At 57.8% G+C, this 20588-nt stretch carries 14 protein-coding genes; 7 read left to right on the top strand and 7 right to left on the bottom strand.

The features are described from left to right. Positions 1–162 precede the first annotated feature (162 nt). Positions 163–717 carry a hypothetical protein gene (locus ACGY09_RS18600; RefSeq protein ID WP_397568915.1) on the top strand — a complete coding sequence of 185 codons (555 nt, stop codon included), beginning with the start codon at positions 163–165 and terminating at the stop codon, positions 715–717. A gap of 76 nt (positions 718–793) precedes the next feature. Here the strand turns inward: ACGY09_RS18600 and ACGY09_RS18595 are convergent, their stop codons facing one another. Then, the gene (locus ACGY09_RS18595) at positions 794–2041 is read right to left on the bottom strand and encodes a rhomboid family intramembrane serine protease (protein WP_397568914.1); all 1248 of its coding nucleotides are present in this window, start codon (positions 2039–2041) and stop codon (positions 794–796) included. A gap of 737 nt (positions 2042–2778) precedes the next feature. Between ACGY09_RS18595 and ACGY09_RS18590 the strand changes: the two genes are divergently transcribed. The 3 genes from ACGY09_RS18590 to ACGY09_RS18580 all read left to right on the top strand — a co-directional run bounded on the left by ACGY09_RS18590 (position 2779) and on the right by ACGY09_RS18580 (position 6739). Then, positions 2779–3666, top strand: coding sequence for an alpha/beta hydrolase (locus ACGY09_RS18590; RefSeq protein WP_397568913.1), 888 nt, complete (start codon positions 2779–2781; stop codon positions 3664–3666). A gap of 320 nt (positions 3667–3986) precedes the next feature. Beyond that, the gene (locus tag ACGY09_RS18585) at positions 3987–5111 is read left to right on the top strand and encodes an FtsW/RodA/SpoVE family cell cycle protein (protein ID WP_397568912.1); all 1125 of its coding nucleotides are present in this window, start codon (positions 3987–3989) and stop codon (positions 5109–5111) included. 239 nt (positions 5112–5350) lie between these two features. Then, positions 5351–6739, top strand: a complete 1389-nt coding sequence (locus ACGY09_RS18580) for a DUF1501 domain-containing protein (protein ID WP_397568911.1) — start codon at positions 5351–5353, stop codon at positions 6737–6739. A gap of 57 nt (positions 6740–6796) precedes the next feature. Here ACGY09_RS18580 and ACGY09_RS18575 read toward each other — a convergent pair whose 3' ends face one another. The 3 genes from ACGY09_RS18575 to ettA all read right to left on the bottom strand — a co-directional run bounded on the left by ACGY09_RS18575 (position 6797) and on the right by ettA (position 11864). Then, complete coding sequence (locus tag ACGY09_RS18575; RefSeq protein ID WP_397568910.1) at positions 6797–8176, bottom strand: GntP family permease; 1380 nt, start codon at positions 8174–8176, stop codon at positions 6797–6799. Between the two features lie 450 nt (positions 8177–8626). Then, positions 8627–9835: a Gfo/Idh/MocA family protein gene (locus ACGY09_RS18570; protein ID WP_397568909.1), complete on the bottom strand. Its 1209-nt coding sequence runs from the start codon at positions 9833–9835 to the stop codon at positions 8627–8629. A gap of 355 nt (positions 9836–10190) precedes the next feature. Beyond that, positions 10191–11864 carry an energy-dependent translational throttle protein EttA gene (gene ettA / locus ACGY09_RS18565; RefSeq protein WP_397568908.1) on the bottom strand — a complete coding sequence of 558 codons (1674 nt, stop codon included), beginning with the start codon at positions 11862–11864 and terminating at the stop codon, positions 10191–10193. Positions 11865–12236: 372 nt separating this feature from the next. Between ettA and ACGY09_RS18560 the strand changes: the two genes are divergently transcribed. After that, complete coding sequence (locus ACGY09_RS18560) at positions 12237–13688, top strand: DUF1501 domain-containing protein (RefSeq protein WP_397568907.1); 1452 nt, start codon at positions 12237–12239, stop codon at positions 13686–13688. After that, on the top strand, positions 13685–14728 hold the full coding sequence (locus ACGY09_RS18555; protein WP_397568906.1) for an endonuclease/exonuclease/phosphatase family protein: 1044 nt from the start codon (positions 13685–13687) through the stop codon (positions 14726–14728). Before ACGY09_RS18560 ends, ACGY09_RS18555 begins: the two co-directional genes overlap by 4 nt. A 125-nt stretch (positions 14729–14853) precedes the next feature. On the opposite strand, the gene ACGY09_RS18550 is transcribed toward ACGY09_RS18555, so the two are convergent. Together ACGY09_RS18550 and ACGY09_RS18545 are read right to left on the bottom strand one after the other, a co-directional pair. Then, complete coding sequence (locus ACGY09_RS18550) at positions 14854–15498, bottom strand: DUF1080 domain-containing protein (protein WP_397568905.1); 645 nt, start codon at positions 15496–15498, stop codon at positions 14854–14856. A 189-nt stretch (positions 15499–15687) separates the two neighbouring features. Next, positions 15688–16752 carry a DUF1559 domain-containing protein gene (locus ACGY09_RS18545; RefSeq protein WP_397568904.1) on the bottom strand — a complete coding sequence of 355 codons (1065 nt, stop codon included), beginning with the start codon at positions 16750–16752 and terminating at the stop codon, positions 15688–15690. 298 nt (positions 16753–17050) lie between these two features. On the opposite strand from ACGY09_RS18545, the gene ACGY09_RS18540 reads away from it, so the two are divergent. After that, entirely contained in the window at positions 17051–18157 is a 1107-nt protein-coding gene (locus ACGY09_RS18540) for a Gfo/Idh/MocA family protein (RefSeq protein WP_373653483.1), read from the top strand. A 903-nt stretch (positions 18158–19060) separates the two neighbouring features. Here the strand turns inward: ACGY09_RS18540 and ACGY09_RS18535 are convergent. Continuing rightward, positions 19061–20566: an IS4 family transposase gene (locus tag ACGY09_RS18535; RefSeq protein WP_397568903.1), complete on the bottom strand. Its 1506-nt coding sequence runs from the start codon at positions 20564–20566 to the stop codon at positions 19061–19063. Between the last annotated feature and the right edge of the window lie 22 nt (positions 20567–20588).

The following is a 20588-nucleotide window of genomic DNA, read 5'->3' as shown; positions in this document are numbered from 1 at the left end:
ACATCCCATCTTAGGGTCCGTTGGGGTCTGCGTGACGGCTTCAACAGAAAGATAAAGACGAATTTAGAATTCGCTCAGCTTCACCTTATGAGCCACTTCTAGGATGCCCCTGCAATGAACGGTTTTGCCCCGGCAAGTCTCTGACAAATGAAAGTGAATTCCATGATGACCCTGCAATCCTGCTTTCTGAACGTGTCATCCACCCTGCGCGACATCCTGTTCTCTCGTCCCGACGGCGAGTGGACGATGCATGACACGCTGCGAATGCATCATCCCCTGGCGTCCGAGACTTCACGCCACACAACACGGGTCAGTCTGTGCGGCTATGACTCGGAATATGATTTCGAACAGCAGTGGAGCAGTTGGGATCAATCTCGCTCATCAAGGGGCTTGAACGCACTGGTCATCCTGAACCAGCAAATTCAGTCGGACTTGAGTGAGGTGATCTGCAGACGGCACCCCGCGCGCCGATTGATCCTGACCCCGACTCTGGGACATTGGCCTGGCACCGACAGTGCCGCGGATCTCGCACTGTCGCACAATGCACTCGGATGGAGGTCCATCGAAGTCTGCCGAGATACGAGACTGGCTCTGCAAACGGCGACCAGGCAAACCGAACCGGACGAACGACTGGTCATCTTCTGGCCCGCGCCACTGGAATTCGCGGGGTTGCTGGCAATCGGGCACGACGAAGGGGTCCTCCGCCCCGTGATGTAATCCCCGTCCGTGATACCAACTCGAAAGGGTCGTCAGAAACAAGATGACAGTCTGTGGCCACTTCGAGCTCGAGGCGCTAAAACAGCGTTCCTTCGACGGCGTCATTGAATTGATCCGGGGCGAGAGGTGTTTCTTCGCCAGCATCTGCTCGCATAAAGGGTTGGGAGGGCAACTCGAGTTTCTGTTCCAGTGAAAACTGCGAGACATCCGCCGGTGCGGTGGTCAGTGGAGAATCATCCCCTCCCCCGACTAATTTTGAGGATGCGCCGGCGCGGATCTGGCTCAGCCAGACGGCGGCCTGGCTGCCGAAAAACCGTAACAGCACTCCTTCTGCCGCACGGCGCTGCTGTATATCTAGATGACGCCACAATCGTCGGGTCCCGTCAATGAGTCGCGGATCGGCGGGATGGATCGACAATCCCTCGATCAGTCGCGCCCAGGCTTTGGGCAGGTCACCCTGCTGCTCCGCATTCTTTGACCAGGTCAACCACGCCCCACTCAATGTCGGGTCGAACAGGACAGCCTGTTCCAACCGCTCGTCAGCAAGGTCCAAATTGGCCGTCTGAGTCGCCCGATACCATTGATACCGGCCGACCCAGAAAGGATGCGCAGCCAGCATCAGGGCGGGCAGCATCCAGAAATGAGCCAGCACGACTGCCGCTCGCACAATCGTCAGGTGCCCCACCGGGCCGGACATCAGCCAGGCAATGCAGGCCCCGTAACAGAACCCCGCCAGATGAGCAGCGTTCGGACAGTCCCAGATTCCCGCGATCGAAGCGAGCCACCCTAAACCGATCAGACAAACCCCGGCAACACCTGCGTCTGCGGGGAAGATCTCCGCAACGTCGCCATGAAACCGACGCAGCACGACGAGAGCACCAAGAATCGCACAAATGACACCCGACAAGCCGGTGATAGCCTGCCCGAGACAAAGCTGTGCCATGACAGGAATACAGAATGCCGGGAACAGAAACAGCAAGACTCGAAAGCTGCCCCATCGCTGTTCCAGTCGATGCCCTGCGTACCACATCCCAAAGAAACAGAGCACCAGGTGGACTGTATCTTCATGGTGAAGCGGCGTAACGGGAATCCGCCACCAGTCCCCATTCCAGACATCCAGCGGACCGGACAGTTCTGTATCACCAGCACTCCGCACACCATCCTGCAGAACAGACTGGTGCAGCATTTGAATCGCGCCCCAGTTCCGCTGGACGTCCCGCAGTATCTGCTGCTCCGAAATGGCCTCGAACTGACAACTGAGGAACAGTGTGATACAGAGGACCAGCGATTCTGCGGTCACTGGACCGAGTCGAATCCAGTTCATGGTGACAATTCCTCTCCCTGACGAAAATCGACATCCGTGCCCCTCAATTCCACCGTGTGACTGACCTCACTCCCTGATTCATCCGACTGCTCTCCTGTTTTTCGGACCGAGCATCGAAGTCGAATTGCAAATTGAGATCGGAAGAGGTCAATCGACGGAACGGCATTCTGTTCTCTCGCCCCGACTCCGAAATCGGCATGGTCTGCAAATGAACAGATCTGCGAATCACCATTCAGCGATACGATGCGTCTTCGTCAGTCTCATGTCACTGATTTTGCAGGACCGACTCACTTTTCGCCAGCAATTTCGTAGATCGCGACCTCTTTCAAACGACCGGCAATATCCGCAAGGGTTGATTTTTGACGGGTTGGTCGGACCGGCAGGTCTGCTGAGATTCGCACAGACGTTCACTTAAGACCCTTATCTGCACATTTTCAGTCTCTCCCGGCAGGGCTCGCTGAAACGAGAAAGTCACCAAAATCGTTAAACTTCCCCACGGCGAGTTCCGAAAAACAAACGTGATTCCACTGAATTATTTCTGCAGGTGAGTACCACCGCACCCGCAGGTCCTGGCGACCGATTTGAGTATCGAAGTCGTTTGTGATGGTTACCTAAACCCTGACAGAAAGATTGCGTGCTGTCATACGCCTGATCGCTGTTCCGCGCAACCTCGTCAGAGTGAACCGGGAATGCGGACTGGATGCCAACAATACTCCTCAAACGTGTGACATCTGGCTATGCGTTGGGCAGCACTTGTTTCACTGACGGCGATGCTTCTCGCTGTATCGGGATGTCGAGCCCTCGGCCCGTTCTCCCCGTTCCGGCCGCTGGAGCAGTTGCTGGTTTATCCTCAGTCAGTCGCCCCATTCTCTCCCTTCTACGAAGACGCCGGGGGTCAGCCGGTCTGGATCAATTCGGGAACGAACGATCGAATCGATGCCCGGTATTTCGCTCATCCCAATCCTCAGGCCGTTGTCCTGTACTGCCACGGAAATGTGGGGACCGTCGACAAGTGGGCCATCCTTGTCGGACGCCTGTCCAAATTGCACCGCGTCTCGATTCTCGTATTCGACTACCGCGGATACGGCCGGAGTTCGGGAATCGCGCATGAACGCGCGGTCTTCGAAGACGCGCAGGCGGCGCGGAACTGGCTGGCGAATGAGAATGGAATTCATCCCAGCGATGTCGTGCTCATGGGCCGGTCGTTGGGCGGAGCCGTCGCTGTAGATCTCGCGGCGAACGGAGGGGCTCGCGGCCTGATCCTCGAAAGCACGTTCTCGTCATTGCCTGACGTCGCTCGCCAGCATGTTCCGCTCCTCTTTCCCGACTGGAACATGACGCAGCGGATGAACTCAGTCGAGAAAATCAGAAACTACCAAGGTCCTGTTTTCCAGAGTCATGGCGATACAGATCGGCTGATACCGCTGGCGCTCGGCAAGGAATTATACGCCGCCGCACCGGGTCCCAAGCGGTTTGTGATTGTCCCGGACGCGACTCATAATGACGATCACATCCGTGACTGTGCCGTCGAACGGGAACAGTTTCTCCGCAATCTCCCCCCGCCGATGTCGCAGACCGTTATGCTGCCACCGCGCGAATTCATCCTGACGTCCTACCACGAGTGAATCCGTGCACGCCAGCTCTGCCGATGCAGCCGTTGAGGACGTTACGGGGACGCGTATCACGCTCGTTGGAAAATCTGGCGTCAGCCGACGCGGGTCTCGGGCTGCTATCGAAGCCACTGGAGAAGAAGTGACCGCCCGGAAAACCGCCACCGATTGATCCGACGATCGTTCCCCTCCTGATCGCGGCCCGTACCGAAGGAGCAACCGCGACAAACTGATCTTGCCGAAGTTCGTTTCAAATCGGATAACGACCTCCGTTTCCAACAGGGATGGACTTGTTCGAAGTCGCATCGAGCATCGGGAGATCAGGAGGAACTCGCGTGTCGACAGTGGAATTGCTCAGGCGTGTCCCCTGGCTGGTGGGCCTCTGCGCCGTGGCGCTGCTGATGATCGGGCTATCCGGGATTGCACGTGCCGATCAATTAAACGAAGGACCGAATCTCTTTCCCAAACAGGTGACGTGGGCTTTTGTGGCACTTCCCGCACTCGCCCTGGCACTGGCCGTCCCCTACCGAACCTGGAAACCCGTCGGTCATCTGCTCTTCGCCGCTTCCCTCCCTCTCCTGGTCATTGTGCTATTTATGGAGAAACGAGGGGGAGCCCGCTGCTGGATCCAGCTCGGTTTCTTCGACCTGCAGCCCTCGGAAATCGTCAAACTGACATTCATCCTGGCAATGGCTCAGTATCTGATGTACCGGGACAACTTTCTGCGCGTCAGCGGGCTGGTCGCTCCCTTCGCTCTGACACTGGTCCCCCTCGCTCTCATCCTGCTCGAACCAGACTTGGGATCGGCTCTACTCTTCGTGCCAGTCCTCTTCGGGATGCTGTTCGCTGCGGGAGCCCGCTGGCGGCATCTGGCCTGCGTTTGTCTGCTCGGAGTGGCAGTCTCACCCCTTTTCTGGGCAAAGATGAGTGCCGAACAAAAGTCACGTATCACAGCCCTGTTCACTCAGGTCGACGGTGGTCCCAACCCGGGTGGCGACCGCTGGCACCAGCACCAGTCAAAGGTTGTCTTGTCACTGGGTGGACTGCAGGGAAGCGAATTCGGCGGGGCTCGGATCGACGATCCAGACGCCTACCGCTTATTCGCCGCCCAAACAGACTTTGTCTTTTGTCTGATCGGAGAACGCTGGGGATTTATCGGAGCCGCAACCACGTTGTTGCTTTACCTGACCTTCTTCGCCCTGGGACTGCGCGTCGCTGCGCGGACGCGCGAGCCCTTCGGTCGACTGATCGCCGTCGGCATCGTCACCCTCTGGGCCACGCAGACGATTATCAACACAGGAATGACCGTCGGACTCTTGCCGGTCATCGGCATCACCCTTCCCCTGATGAGCTATGGAGGCTCGAGCCTTCTGATGACGGCGATCAGCCTCGGATTGTTACTGAACGTCGGGGCTCGGCCGGGTTACGAAGTGGCGGGAGAGCCGTTTCAGTTTGATTGACGCACCCTTTCCTCTGGGGTGCCGTTCCTCTGTTACGCTCATCGATGTCACGCGTGTCGACGAGTTCTCTACGGAATGGGTTCGCTACGGCACGCTGCCATTCACTCAAGCCGCACATGTACATGCTCACACCATCAGCGACTACATCAGAAAAATCGGGTTGTTCGCATCGGACTTCTCCGATATCGTGACCAGTTACTCCCCGCCCAACTTGATCCCACCCACTGGAGACTCCTGCGTTGTTAACGCTTCTGGACGCGCATCCGCGCTATGGTCGTCGAGAGATGTTAAGCATCGGAGCACGCGGGCTGGCGGGACTCGGTGCGGCGAACTGGTTGGCCAGTTCCGCCCTGGCCACTCCTAAATCGCTCCCCATCTCTGACAAGTCGGTCATTCTTCTGTTTCTGCATGGCGGGCCCAGCCAGTTCGAGACATTCGACCCCAAGATGACGGCACCAGTCGGAATTCAGAGTGTCACGGGGGAAATCCAGACGGCCCTTCCCGGTATCACGTTCGGCTCGTCATTTCCTCAACTGGCCCAGCGTGCTGACCGCCTCACCATTGTGCGATCATTCGCCACAGGCGACGGCAATCACGACATCAAACCGGTCGTGAGCAAAGAGACCTCAGGGGCAAACGTTGGTTCGATGTATGCCCGAGTTGCGGGTGCCAATCGTCCCGAGTCAGGCATGCCGACCAATGCCATGTTGTTTCCCCGTTCGGTGGATGCATCCACCGGCCCCGAAGTCACGGCCTTTGGGAAAATGGATTCACCGGGTCCTCTGGGTGCCGGCTTTGCTCCGTTCGTTCCCGGTGCGGGTGGTGACCTGCAACAGAATCTGGAACTGAAAGTCTCGATCGACCGACTCGGTGATCGACGTACGTTGCTGACGGAACTCGATCGTCAGCGGTTTCAACGGGACGAACGTGGTGGCATCAGCACAACAGACCCGCTCCAGATGCAGGCCTTCAGCACGCTGCTCGGTGGCGTCGCAGGGGCCTTTGATTTGTCCAAAGAAGACCCCCGCACGATCGCTCGCTATGACACGGCGCCGCTGGTCAGACCCGATCAGATTGACCGGAAGTGGAACAACTACAACCACTACGTCGATAACGCCAAGTCACTGGGCAAACTGCTGCTGCTGGCGCGGCGTCTGTGTGAAGCCGGTTGCGGATTCGTTACGGTCACGACCAGCTTTGTCTGGGACATGCACGCCGATGTGAATAACGCAACCATGGAAGAAGGGATGCGTTACATGGCCCCGCCGCTCGACCACGCTGTCGCGGCGTTCCTCGACGATGTCGAAGCACGAGGACTCAGTGAAAAGATCATGCTGGTCGCGACGGGTGAAATGGGACGCACTCCCCGCATCAATCAGAATGGGGGACGAGATCACTGGGGCAACCTCTCACCCCTGCTCATGGCCGGGGGAGGACTCCGAGCCGGTCAGGTGATCGGGCAATCCAATCGCGATGGAAGTGAACCGTCCTCCCAGCCGATCAGGATCAAAAACCTGGTGTCGACCATGCTGCAAACACTGATCGACCCCGCTGAACTCAGGCTGATGCCGGGAATTCCAAGGGAAGTCCTTGCTGCCACCAGCGAACCTCCAGTGGAAGAGGTCTAACCTGCGCTCACTTTCGCGTTTGCGACGACCGACGCCATTGCCGAAAACCCGTTCCGTCTACGCCAGCAGGACGACAGTGGCCGTTGCAATCATGGGCCCCACCACCGAGACCATCGCAATATCACCGTATGACTGCCTATGAGTCGCACCGCAGATCAGCAGCAACGTGATGACAGCTCCATTATGCGGCAACGTATCGAGGCCTCCGCACGAGAGCGACGCCACCCGATGAAGTACTCCCGGATCCAGTCCCGCTGCTAATCCCCGTTCGTAAAATGTCTCCCCCAGCGCTTCCAGAGCGATACTCAGTCCTCCGGAAGCCGAACCGGTAATCCCCGCCAGGACGTTGACACTGATCGCTTCGGAAACCAGCGGCCTCGCAGGCGCGATCCCCACCATCCACTCTTTGATCAGCGTGAATCCCCCCAGCGCGGCGATGATAGATCCATAGCCGAATTCTGAACCGGCGTTGAAGACAGGCATGAGCGAGCTTTGTGCTCCTGCTGACAGAATTTCCTTGAGGTCACGTCCTCGCTTCCAATGGAGTGCCATGAGACACAGGATGGCTCCTGACATGGCCAGAATGGTGGACCAGATCCCCTGCACTTTCCCGAGTGTTGTCGCTCCGAACCGCTTCTCCCCCAGGTAGTCGGCCTTCCAGCCCGGAACGAGGTACTGAGAACAGACCAGGTTTAACACGAACAGGCAAACCAGGGGTGCCAGTGCAATGAACAGAGGGGGCGGAGTGATCGAAGGCTCGGACGGCGCCGACTCCGTTACCACTGCCCCGTGGTCACCATACCCTTCGTTATGCTCGTGAGCCTGCCTGGCTCGCCAGTTCAACCAGAGCATCCCCAACCCAAACATGATCGCCGCCGCAAGGCAGCCCATGCCGGGAGCGGCAAACGAGGTGGTCTTGAAGAATGGCATCGGAATCAGATTCTGGATCTGAACTGACCCCGGTAAAGCGGTCATCGTGAAAGTAAATGCCCCCAGGGCGATCGACGCCGGAATCAGTCGCTTCGGCAGATCCGCTTGCTGGAACAGGGCCACGGCGAGCGGAAATACGGTAAAGACCACCACAAACAGTGAGACCCCACCATACGTCAGAATGGTGCACGTCAGCACCAGTGCCAGAACGGCCCGTCGTGCCCCCACCCACCGCACGATCGCTTCCGCAATGGACGTGGCACTGCCCGTTGCCTCCATCAGCTTGCCGAAAATGGCACCAAGTAGAAACAGGGGGAAATAACGGACAATGAACAGGCCCACACTGTCCAGAAAGATCTGTGTATACGTCGCCAGCAAAGGGAGTTCCCCGTCGAAAGCCACCGCCAGCAGAGCACACAGCGGAGCGATCACAATCACGCTGTGATTGCGATAGGCCAGAATCATCAACAGGCCCAACGAAACGAGAATTCCAACGACACTCTGCATCCCATCGTTCCCTTTGACGCGAACACCCGGGTCAGGCGATGCTGGCAAAACACCGCTGACAAACTGCGAGGAAAGCCTTCCGCACGGCCACCATCCCGATCAACAGATCACTCGAAAAGAGAAGCGTAGGAGTCTACGCCCGCTGAGCCGAATTGCAAATCGCTCAACCGGCCCGAATCAGGCCCTGTGCGCATCAACTGGTCGCAATCACACCCGCCAGTCCGTTGTCCGGTCGAGCCGTCTGGAGTCCCTCTGCACTTGGGAAAAAGAGGGAGAGTACCCGAGATTACGGCAGCGTTCCGACGAACTCCCACCCCAAGACCTATCAACGCACCTCAATACCGCCTCTCTTTCAGAGGTCACTGCCGCACGGGCAGACCGGGTGGCATACAACGCCCGGACAGAAGGAGTCTCACCCTCATCGTTACGCGTGAGCAGACGCGATGTTTCCTACGTGAGCAATGTCAGCGGATTCACTCTTGTCCTGACCGGCAGATCGACGGGTCGACCGAGTCGGTGCGACTCGAATACGGAGACGATCATTTCAGTGATCTGGCGGGAGTCCTCCGCCGAACAGAGGGTCTCTTTATCGTGCTCGATGCAGTCCAGCAGATCGTTGATCGCAGCGAGATGCCCCCCCTCGTACGATCCGTCTGTCCGCGTTTCCGGCTTTCCGATCCCCGCGGACGTGACCGGTTCCCACGACTTGCCCGAACGCCCTGGCGACCAGGATGGATCCCTGAGAATCTGTGCTTTTGCCAGATACCCACTCTCCATCTCGATGATCCCTTTGGAACCAAAGACCTGAATCGCGAACCGCGACGGATTGAGCCCCATTCCCTTGCGCGAGGCAAAGTGCCCGAAAACGCCACCGGGAAAGGTGTACGTCGCCTGGATGTTGTCACCCGCCAGCGGCCCGATCCCTTCTGCCCCGGCAACGACGTCGGACTTCGTAACTTTGTGCCCCTCTTTCAACACCGTCGCCGAACACGAAGTGGCGTTCTCGCCCGCCAGCGAGCGCATCAGTCCCAGCATGTGAGACCCCAGAACCCACAAGTCCTCACCACCCCCACGCTGGTCCTCTTTTCCTCTCGCCCGCAGCTCCAGCACGTCGCCAATCTCGCCATTCTTGATGAGCGACTGAACCACACCAAGGACGGGTGAGTACTGACTAACGTGAGCAATCCCCAGTTTGAGGTTTTTCTTCTTGAGTGCCTCGACCGCCGAATCGCACTCTGCGAGTGTCGGGCAGAATGGCTTTTCCATATAGACATGGCAGCCCGCTTCGGCCGCCGCAACGAGCATGTCGTGATGCTGGTCAATCCACCGGGGGCAGATTGCCACGACATCCATCGGAACCTTCTCCAGCATCTCGTGGTAGTCGGCAAAGGTCTTCGCCGGATTCGTCCGCTTGCTCGCCTTCTCACGCCCCGCCGGATCCGCATCCGCTAAAGCCACGATTTCAACATGGGGCAACTTCGTGAACGCGACATCGACTCCATGCCCGTAGTCCCCCTTCCCGGTAGCTCCGATGATCCCCACGCGAACCCGCTTCCCCTGCGCTGCACGGGCGATGGAGCCTCTTCCGGAAGCCAGTAGCGAAGACGCGACGATGGCAGAAGTGCCTCGCAGGAAGGTACGGCGCGATTGCGATTGCATGTGATGCACTCCATAGGCCTCGACGAGGGACAGTCTCCAACGAACTGTCGACAGGCAATGAGCAACTGACGCTATCACGTTGACGACCGAAATCAAAATCTGCACGGATTTCAAATCCCTCTCTCGGAGACGATCCGACAAGCGACCGTGCTTCACTCGCGATCAGGCAGAAGTCTGGAGGGTCCGCATCAGAAAGTGAGATTCCTCTTCGGTGGATTTTTCCCGGCCCGGCTCAGTCGTATTCACCCTCCAAAGCATCGTTGATTGCAACGGGAAACAGCAGAGTGCGGCCCGGTTGGACCGCCCTCGTCGTTCTGGCGTGATTCGTGACGTGACTCTGATCGGAAGAGTCTGGTTACTTCACGAGTTTCTTGTACTTGATCCGATGAGGTTGTTCGGCCTCCGCACCGAGTCGTTGCTTCTTCACGAGTTCGTAGCTTTCGTAGTTCCCCTCGTGGAAGTAGACCTCACTGTTACCTTCAAACGCGAGAATGTGTGTGGCGATACGGTCCAGGAACCACCGGTCGTGGCTGATCACGACGGCACACCCACTGAAACTCTGAATCCCGTCTTCCAGCGATCGCAGCGTTTCGATGTCCAGGTCGTTGGTCGGTTCGTCCAGCAGCAGAAGATTGCCACCGACCGTCACGGTCTTGGCGAGCAACAGTCGATTGCGTTCCCCCCCGGAGAGGAACTTGACCTGCTTCTGCTGGTCAGGACCTTTGAAGTTGAACTTGCCGCAGTATGCGCGGGTGTTAATACGAACGTTGCCGTAATGCAGGAAGTCCGCGCCACCCGAGATATTGTCGTAGACAGTTTTCTCGCCATCGAGCGTCGTACGGTTCTGCTCGGCGTAAGCAATCTTGACCGTTTTCCCGAGCGTTACGGTTCCGGAATCGGGCAATTCCTGGCCCACGATCAGCTTGAACAGCGTCGTCTTACCCGCACCGTTCGGGCCGACTACGCCGACGATCCCGGCCGGTGGCAGCGAGAACGAGAGGTCACTGATCAGCAGGCGATCGCCAAAGCTTTTTGAGACCTTGTCGAACACCACCACCTGCTCACCCAAACGAGGACCGGGCGGAATCCGCAGTTCGATCGATTCGTCGCGTGACTCCTGCTCTTCAGCAACCAGTTTCTCGTACGCTTCGAGTCGAGCCTTGCTCTTTGCCTGACGGGCTTTGGGCGAAGACCGGACCCATTCCAGTTCCCGCAGCATCATCTTGTCACGAACGGATGCTGCCTTCTCTTCTTTACGCAACCGTTCGGTCTTCTGTTCCAGCCAGGTCGTGTAGTTCCCGTGCCAGGGGAAACCGCGTCCCTGATCCAGTTCGAGAATCCACTCGCAACTGTTGTCGAGGAAGTACCGATCGTGCGTCACAGCGACGATGGTCCCCTTGTAGTCATGCAGGTGGCGTTCGAGCCATGCGACCGACTCGGCATCCAGGTGGTTTGTCGGTTCGTCCAGCAACAGCATGTCAGGGTGCTGCAGCAGCGCTTTACACAGGGCCACACGCCGTTTTTCGCCACCAGACAGCGGACCAATTTTTGACTCGAGCGGAGGAAGCCGCATCGCGTCGGCAGCGATTTCAAGTTCTCGATCAAGTTCCCAAAGGTTCTGGGCGTCGATCTGTTCCTGCACCTTCCCCTGCTCTTCGATCAGCTTGTCCATTTCCTCAGGCGACAGTTCTTCGCCGAATTTGGCATTGATTTCATCGTAACGAGCCAGCAGGGCTCGCTTGGCTTTGACCGCTTCGTTCAGTTCGTCCATCACCGTGTGTTCGGGGTCGAGCACCGGTTCCTGCGGGACGTAGATACAGTCGAAGCCGGGGGTCAGCTTCGCTGTCCCCATGAAATCCTTGTCCTGGCCGGCCATAATTTTGAGGAGCGTCGATTTACCCGCACCGTTCGGGCCGAGAACCCCGATCTTGGCACCTGGGTAAAAAGAAAGATTGATCCCCTTCAGGATCTCATTCTTACCGTGGAACTTTCGGAGATCCTCCATCGTAAAGATGTACTGTTCGCCCATGGACTTTCGTGTGCTCCTGTCTGTTTCGTGCTCGCGGCGTTCACCCAGCCTGAACGGCCGACTCTCCGCGTAAGAATTCGGAAATCTGATCCAGTATTCTAGACATGCCGCGCCAAAACAGAAGCATCGCTCTGTTTATTCCCTTTTCTGCAAGATGACACCCCCTGTCACGCCGTCCGCAGGGGCCCTTTGATGAGCTGCGAACCAATCGGAAGGGCCTTGAAATTCCTGAGGTACTCACGTAGTCCCCTTTTGCGTAGAATCAGTCACACGCAGGCCACTGGCCAGGGCGCCAACCCGACCAGGGTTTTCGACGCTAAGTCCTGCCACAATAACGACTAGCAAATTGATGTCTGACGAATTGGAAATGCCATGAATCTTGAACAGTTCGCCCGCCAGCCAAGCACCCGTCGTGAATTTCTCGCTCGTTCGGGAACCGGACTCGGCGTTTTGGGACTGGCAGGGATGCTCACCAACGGACAAGCAGCCGCCGCTGCAACCGCCCCGGCGGCAGCGGGCTTGTCTCCGATGACGGCCAAGCCGGCTCATTTCCAGGGAAAAGCCAAGCACGTCATTCATATTTTCCTGAATGGCGGCCCGTCGCACGTCGACACGTTCGACCCGAAACCCTCCCTGACGAAGTACGCGGGGCAAGTGCTGCCCATGCCCAACCTTCCGACGGAACGTAAGACCGGTGCGGCACTTGCGTCCCCCTTCAAGTTTCAGAAATACGGCGAGGCAGGGATCGAAGTCAGTGAACTGTTTCACCACACCGCCCAGCACATCGACGATATCTGCGTGATCCGGTCGATGCACGCGGAAGTCCCCAATCACGAGCCCTCACTGATGCTCATGAACTGCGGCGACGGTCGACTTCCCCGGCCCAGCTTCGGTTCGTGGGTCACTTACGGGCTCGGAACGGAAAACCAGAACCTGCCTGGCTTTGTTGCGATGTGCCCCAACGGATTGCCGATCACAGGGGCCCAGAACTGGCGTTCCGCATTCCTTCCCGGCGTCTTCCAGGGAACGTATATCGATACCCGCCATCAGGCGATCGAGCGGCTAATCGAAAATATCCGTAACGACCAGCTCGGTCGAGGCGAACAGCGTCGACAGCTTGATCTGCTGCAGGAACTGAACCGGAAACACGCCGAGAAACGAGCCAACGAAGCGGTGCTGGAATCCCGCATCCACTCGTTCGAGCTCGCCTACCGGATGCAGATGGAAGCAACCGACGCCTTTGACGTCCAGCAGGAGCCCAAACATGTCCTGGAAGCCTATGGGTCCAGCGTTCAGGCGCGGCAACTGCTGATCGCACGCCGTTTGATTGAACGGGGTGTCCGCTTCGTCCAGCTCTGGCATGGCGAAGGACAGCCGTGGGACAATCATGACGACCTCGAAGTGAACCACCGCCGGCTGGCCGGAGAATGCGACAAGGCCATCGGCGCACTATTGACGGACCTCAAGGAACGAGGCCTGCTGGACGAAACACTCGTCCTGTGGGGCGGTGAATTCGGTCGCACGCCCACCGTGGAACTTCCGACCCCCGGTTCGAATGCGGGTAAGATCAACGGGCGTGACCACAACCATCACGGCTTCACCGTCTGGATGGCGGGGGGTGGCGTGAAGGGTGGTTATGTCCATGGTGCGACCGATGAATTCGGCTTCCGCGCTGTCGAAAAGAAAGTCTCTGTTCACGACCTGCACGCAACGATGCTGCATCAGCTCGGTTTTGATCATACCCAATTGACGTATCGCTACGCCGCGCGGGATTTCCGGCTGACGGACGTTCACGGGGAAGTCGTGCGGGACCTGCTTGCATGAGTGCCACGGTAACCGAGGCAATCGATCGTTCTGTCGCTGATCGCACCACGCAAACCCGGTTTGCCAAAGTGGTGCGATCATTGCGTTGGTTCGTGGCCCTGGTGATCTGGGGCCTGATCGCTGCGAGTCTGCTGCTGCGTTTCACCGTTCAGGATCAGTACCACCGACTGGCGGTCCTCTACTACCTCACGCCGCTTCCAACGCTTCCCTTCCTGTTTTTCATGGCCGGGTGTCTGTGGGGAGCCCCCGTTGACGTCAAACCGGCTCGATTTCAGATGACACGCAGGCGACTGAGCTTGATCGCCAGTCTGGTTTGCGCTCTCTGGGTCGTCCGTTCCGAGATTGTCGTCCGTGCCGCCCCCCCCGGCGAAGCCGAATCCACCGTCGTCTTCTGGAACACCGCTCATCTGGGACGAAGTGTCGATGACCTGGCAGAGAAGCTGATGAGCTGGCAGCCCGCCGTGATCGGCCTCGTCGAAGCCGAGGGTTACTACCCGAAAACGGTGGCCAAATGGCGGAAGGCGCTACCGGATTATCAGATTGCTCCTACCCATTTCGGCGGCCTGCTCGCCGTCAAAGGGACGATTGTCCGCCAGATGAACCACAAGCTGACCCCGTGTTCATGGTGCGACCAGTTCGACCTGATCGTCGGGAGCGACAGTTTCACTCTGCTGCTGGTGGATATCTCGGCCAATCTGAATCTGCCGCGCAATCAACCCCTGCGGGACCTGGCAGACCTGGCCAGAAGTCTCGACGACCGGCCGCTGATCATCATGGGCGACTTCAATACACCCGACGATTCCCCGTTGCTGAATCCTCTACGGAAGACCTGTCAACAGGCATTTCGCGAACGTGGCTCGGGCTATGCCGCCACCTGGCCGATGCCGTTCCCCGTGCTGACGCTGGATCAGGTCTGGTTCAACAGGCAGGTCAATGTGTCTCGGTGCGACGCTCACTGGTCCGTCTACAGCGACCACCGCCCGCTCGTGAGCAGTGTCTCATTCCTGCGCGAACCCGACGCCCGAGCAACAGCCGAGTGACGGCTCGCATTCCACCCTGAGAGCCTGTCCCACACCCTCACGAGTCAGTTCGCCCCGGCATGCCGTTGGTAGACGGATCTTGAAACACCAGATCCATTCCCACGTCCATCAATGAGACACAGAATTCAGTCTTTCAAGGATCGAATCTCGATATTTCGGAACTCAACCTTGAGCGGTCCGCCGCTGTGGACCTGCAGGCCGATCACCCCTTTACGGGCGATCTGAGGATCTTTTTCGTGGTAGTCGACGGTGGTGACACCGTTGATTTTGAGGACGATGTGATCCCCCTTGGCACGGATCAGGTAGGTGTTCCAGTCCCCTTTCTTGAGTGATTTCTCAAACCCTGCAGGGGGCTTCACCAGAACTTTGTTCCTGCGGGATTCGTCATACAGACAGCCCCAGTAGTTTTCGCCAATGTCGGCCTGATATCCAGAGACTTCGGTACTGTTCTCGACTCGCTTCGATCGGAACTGGATGCCGGAATTTCCGACTCCCTCCTTCAACCGAAACTCCAGCTTCAGCTCGAAATCGTCGAATTCATGCTTCGTGACAAGAAACTGATTGTGCTCGATTCCGGGTGAGTCACCGACAATCGCATTGTCGGCAACCTTCCACAGTTTCATGTCCCCTTCCCAGCCCGTCAGATCTTTTCCGTTGAAGAGAGGACAGGATTCCGCCTCTGCCCCCAGCACATACGGACTAAGCAACAGCGCGCCGAAAAGCAGGGCCACGCAGGACTGGGCAAACGAACCTAGAAGGAAGAATCGCATAGTAGCGCTACTTTCTGTTCAAGCGACTCGGTGTGGGTACAGACCCGGCTTGCCGACGACCGATGATCAATCGTGTGTTCCTCGGTCGAGTTATTCTGGTCGAATCGCCCTGCAAATGGCAGTCTGATTCCCGGTCGGCGTCATCAACGCCTCTGTACTCGCCGTCCGTTCAGAGGACGCTCCGTACGTTCAGAAATCTCCCAGAGCATCATTGCCGCTGATCGTCGTCATCGACTTCAGCGTTTGAGGGTCAATCTTTTCCGAGATGAACCGCACCGACCCATCTGCCAGAAGAACTTGCACCCCACCCCGATGATGCGACGAAGCCCAGCCAGGGGACAGCCCCGGCGTAGGACTCGGCAGATTAATCCCTGCAGGTTGTGTCTCGACATTCACATCCCGCGGTTCGGTCCAGACGATGTCGAGACCGCAAGCTTCGACAATCAGCATTGTGGAACTGGTTCCGTCGTCAATCTCCCCACTGCGGACCCCTGTCCCAACCGTTCCCGGCCCGTCAATCATGGCACAATGGCTGTAGTAGCGTCCCTGCTCGTCCCGGGTCAGCTTATTGACATGCAAATGCTCTCGCGAGGGACATTGATAGAAGCGAACGGGAGTTCGGGCAACCGGCTCGTTTCCGGTCGAATCCCAATCAGTCGTGAAATCGTACTTTTCGTAGAGTTCCGATTGGTCCAGGTAGGGAAGAATGGCCGTTCGCCAACTGTGCGGCGGATCACCATTCCTTGATCCTGGAAACGTCGACTTGGCCTCTTCGAAATTTCGAAAGGCGAGACCAATTTTCTTGAGACGATTACGACATTCAGTACGCCGGGCAGCCTCCCCCGCGTGCGGCACCGCAGGAAGGAGCAGAGCGATAACAAGTCCCAGCGACAATACCATTCCCAGTGCAGCGAAGACTTGCCGCCCGATACCCCTCGATTCTAACTGATCCGAAGGAATTCGCCCCCGCATGAAGGTGAGACAGACGCCGAAAGCCAGAACCGCCCAAATGAAAGCAATGTAGCCGTAGATAAAAGGGCGAGCCGTCGCCGGAAACTGTCCCCCCTTTATCACAGCGAACAGTGTGAGAACACCTGTCCCCAGGAACCAGATTGCCAGAGCGAGCGGCCTCGCCGGGCGATACGATTGCCGATAGGCAGTGACCATCGCCCCGACGGCGAGCGTCAACAGCACCAGATGGACTCCGATAACCCCTGCCCTGGGAACAGAACTATACTCGTGCAAGTAATACATGCCGTCATCCGGGAACAGTCGAATTCAACCGCTTGAAGCCTACCATTTCCCAACGAAGCTCGCTAATCGTGAGACGAACAAGCCTGTTTGCAATCAGAAAGCTCGTCTGGAACAATTCGCCCCCGTCGGAGTCCGCCGTTACGTCAAGCCCGGGTCTGGTGTGTCATTCACTAATCCAGGCCTCGGTCGGCCCGCATGAAATCCGATCGACAACCGGACGGCGTAAACCCGGGAGTCGATCAGTCGCCACATCCGCCGCACGCGTTCTCAACTGCTTATTGAATACGGAAAGATCGAAATGGCCAACGAAAAAGTCCGCATCGCGATTATCGGAGCCGGTCTGGTTTCCGACTTTCATCATGTACCGGGGATCCGTGTTGATTCCCGCTGCGAACTGGCAGCCGTCTGCGACCCAAACGAACAATTGCTGAACCAGCGCAAGAACGAGTGGGGGCCTGCTAAGTACACCACCGACTACCAGGCCATCGCCGACGACAAAGACATTGATGCCGTCATCATCGCGACCCCAAACTTCACTCATAAAGACATCGCCCTCGCCTGTATCGCAGGCGGAAAGCATGTCATGTGCGAAAAACCGCTCGGCGTCAGCTATGAAGAAGCCGCCGAAATGTACCAGGCCGCCAAGGCGAAAGGAGTTCGCCACATGACGGCGTTCACCTACCGCTTCGCCCCTTCCATGCGTTACCTCCGGCACCTGGTCAAAAGCGGCTCGCTGGGTGAGCCCCGGCATTTCCGCAGCCAGCGATTTCTGGATCTCCCCGAGACGAGTTGGGGCTGGCGGCAGTACAAGAAACTCGCGGGAGCTGGCGATCTGTACGACATGACCATCCACCGGATCGACTTCGCCCAGGATCTGATGGGACCCATCCAAAGTGTCTGCGGTGCTGTCAAAACATTCGTCCCTCGCGACAAAACCGTCGATGGAAAAGCCTGCGAGCCGTCTGAAGTCGACGACTGGTCAGCACTCATCGGAACCTTCCAGTCAGGCGCTGTCGGCGTCTGGGAAGGGAGCACCCTGATGAAGGGACACCACAACAGTGGCGTCGGGTTCGAGTGGGCTGAAGTCAACGGCAGCGAAGGTTCCGCCGTCTATCAACTGGTCGACCCCAACTACATCCTCGTCGGCAAGCACGGGGGAACGATGGAAAAATCCCTCGTCCCGGCCGAATTCATGAAGCCAGAAAACAGCCCACGAAATCCCGCCGAAGGAAAGCCAAGTACGGTATTCCGCTACGACCTGGTTTACGAACTGGTCAGCGCGATCGTCGAAGGCCGCGATGCCGTCCCCGGATTCGATGACGGAGCCAGCGCACAAGCCGTCGCCGACGCCGTTCTGCAATCCTACGCCGAACGCCGCTGGATCGACGTCCCTCCGACGAAATAGAAAGCTCATTACTCGTTCCCCGGCTCCGGCTTGGGAACGAATTTCCTCATCACTCCGCGACTCACAACTTGGCACCAAGCTGAGACGGGGCACCAAGCCAAACTGATGAGTCCCATGCTGGCCTCACACTCATGTTGAACAGCCGTCAGCGCGCGTGCGGGGTAAAAGCCCCGCACGCAGCAGCACGGTTGATGGGCACAAGCGAGGCGAAATCCCCCCGCTCGTGCCCATCAACTACGTCAGCCCCCGGCGATTCGCCAGCGAGCGCTCCCCTCTGGGCCGCAGCCGCGATCGCGACCGCCTCCGCAGGAGACGGAAGCGACACGTTTTCCCATATTGTCAAATAACAGTCATTCGATGAGCAAACCAAAGTCCCCTGGCCAGCCCGGCCAGTCGCTCAGGTTCGCTTAAACCGTGAACTCGCCAGCACATGGGACTGGCCACCGACTGGCCAAGGTTTGGCCAACTGGCCACCCCGCCTCCCTCTCCACAATGTTGCGTCCTCTCATCCATACCTGGAACACGCTCCGCCTCCCAAAGAAAACGTCCAACCCGCCAAAAGCTCTCCACCGACCCCGTGTCTCATCGTACCACACAAGTCTGCCTTAACGGGTTCGTGAAACGCGATGTCGGTGGCATCCTGACCTTTGTTTCTGGGGGCGAATGAGGTTCAACGATGGAGAATGATTGGAGACGGGGTCCACCCGAGCGAGGAGCCGGATGAGAGAGAGCACGAGAGTGGGGAACGATGCTCTTGTGTGGCTGCTGGCGGGTTGCCAGAGCGTACATCAGCGAGCGAGCTCGTCTTGAGCGTGGTTACTCGTCGACGGTTCCGACCGTTGGAGAGACCTGCGGGAAGTCGGTGGGCTGGCGGTGCTCAGGAACAGTTGATGACGTCCTGTGTCATACTCTGCCTCGACCCCGATCGGATCTGCGGGAGGGGTCGTCATTGCAGAGCTGGTCACCACCGCGGGGCATTCTTGCAGAAGCCTCGGGTCCAAAAGAATTCCAGGCCTGGGAGAGGTCATGCAGACGTTGAAGACCCAGCCACAGCGTTTGGGAGCCCGGTTGAGTTTTCGGACGCATCACGTAACCACCCAACGAGGCAATCATCCGGACCATTTCGTTCAGCGTCGGGGGGCTCTGGGGGAGTACGTTGTTGTGCGTGACCATGTAAACGGGTTTCCATTCACAAGGCTCGAAGATGACTTCGCAGTCCGGGTCGGGACACTGCTGGCTGAGCCGACACAGATATAAGATTTTCCACGCAACGATCGAGTACACCGCAACGCAATTCAGCAGTCGATCCATCTCCTCGAAGTACCGTTCTTCAATGCGGCAACCTGATTTCAATGTTTTGAAATAAACTTCGATCTGCCAGCGGATGCCGTAGTATTTCACAATCAATTGAACCTGTTCGAGGTTATCGATCGGCAATGTTGTCAGAAGAATCCATTGGATTGGCTGTTGTCCTTCTGGAGGACTTGGTTCTTCTATCAGGACAACATTCAACGTCGCTTCAAGGAGTTTGCGGTCGGGGCGGTGAGGTGGTCGAAGTGTGACCGTCGCCGTGCGAATTTCCACTGCCGCGACCCGAGCATCTCGTTCTAGTGTGCGCTTTCGTTTATTCGCCTTCACCTTGGGAGTCCGACGGCTCACTTTGACGCTACACGACAACAAACTGGGTGACGCCCGCAGTGTTTCCACCAAATTCTTGGGGTGATTGCTCAGAACCCTGTTGTCGTGGCAGGCGCGTACCAGTAACTGCAATTCCTGTCCTTCACCCGTGTTTCGCGGCTCGGCGAACAGTTCGTAGATATCTGCTTCACTATCTCCCACACAGATGCACTGGGTGTCAGGGCAGACTTTGGCGACCTCTCTCGCCGCTCGAAGGCCTTCCAGCCAGCGGAAACTCTCTTTGTCTTCGATCGGAGTCGCCATGCGTCTATCTCGCTTTTCCGAACGAGGGACCTGCGTCTCAATCGATTTGCGAACCCAGGTCTTATTCCAGGTTTCGCCCAGAGGAATCCCGTTGGTATCAAAGGCAATCAACGGATGAACGAACGCGCCAAAGCGTGTTTTAAACTCGAGCGGGCCGCTTTCTCTGACTTGCTGCCTGGGGCGAGTGACATCCAGTTGGGTCGTGTCTTGAACCAAGACGACCACGTCTGTTTGGCGAATTCGCTCATACGTGGCGGCGACATGGGGAGAGCGGATCGCCTCGGGGGACACCTTCGGATTATCGCAGAACCGATAGGCCCCTTCCATTTCGGCGCGCCCCTTCATCGCGGCAGGAATACTCATGTTCGGCTTCTCAGAGACGCGTTCCATGATCCTGACAAATCGCTTCGTCAACCGCTTGTCACCGAATTGGGCGGTGTCCAACTGATCAAGGATCATCTCCGGCATGGCAAGGACTTTCACGAGAGAA

The sequence above is a fragment of the Schlesneria sphaerica genome (genome assembly GCF_044336245.1).
Classification (GTDB): Bacteria; Planctomycetota; Planctomycetia; order Planctomycetales; family Planctomycetaceae; genus Schlesneria; species Schlesneria sphaerica.
This window is presented reverse-complemented; position numbering and strand designations above follow the sequence as displayed.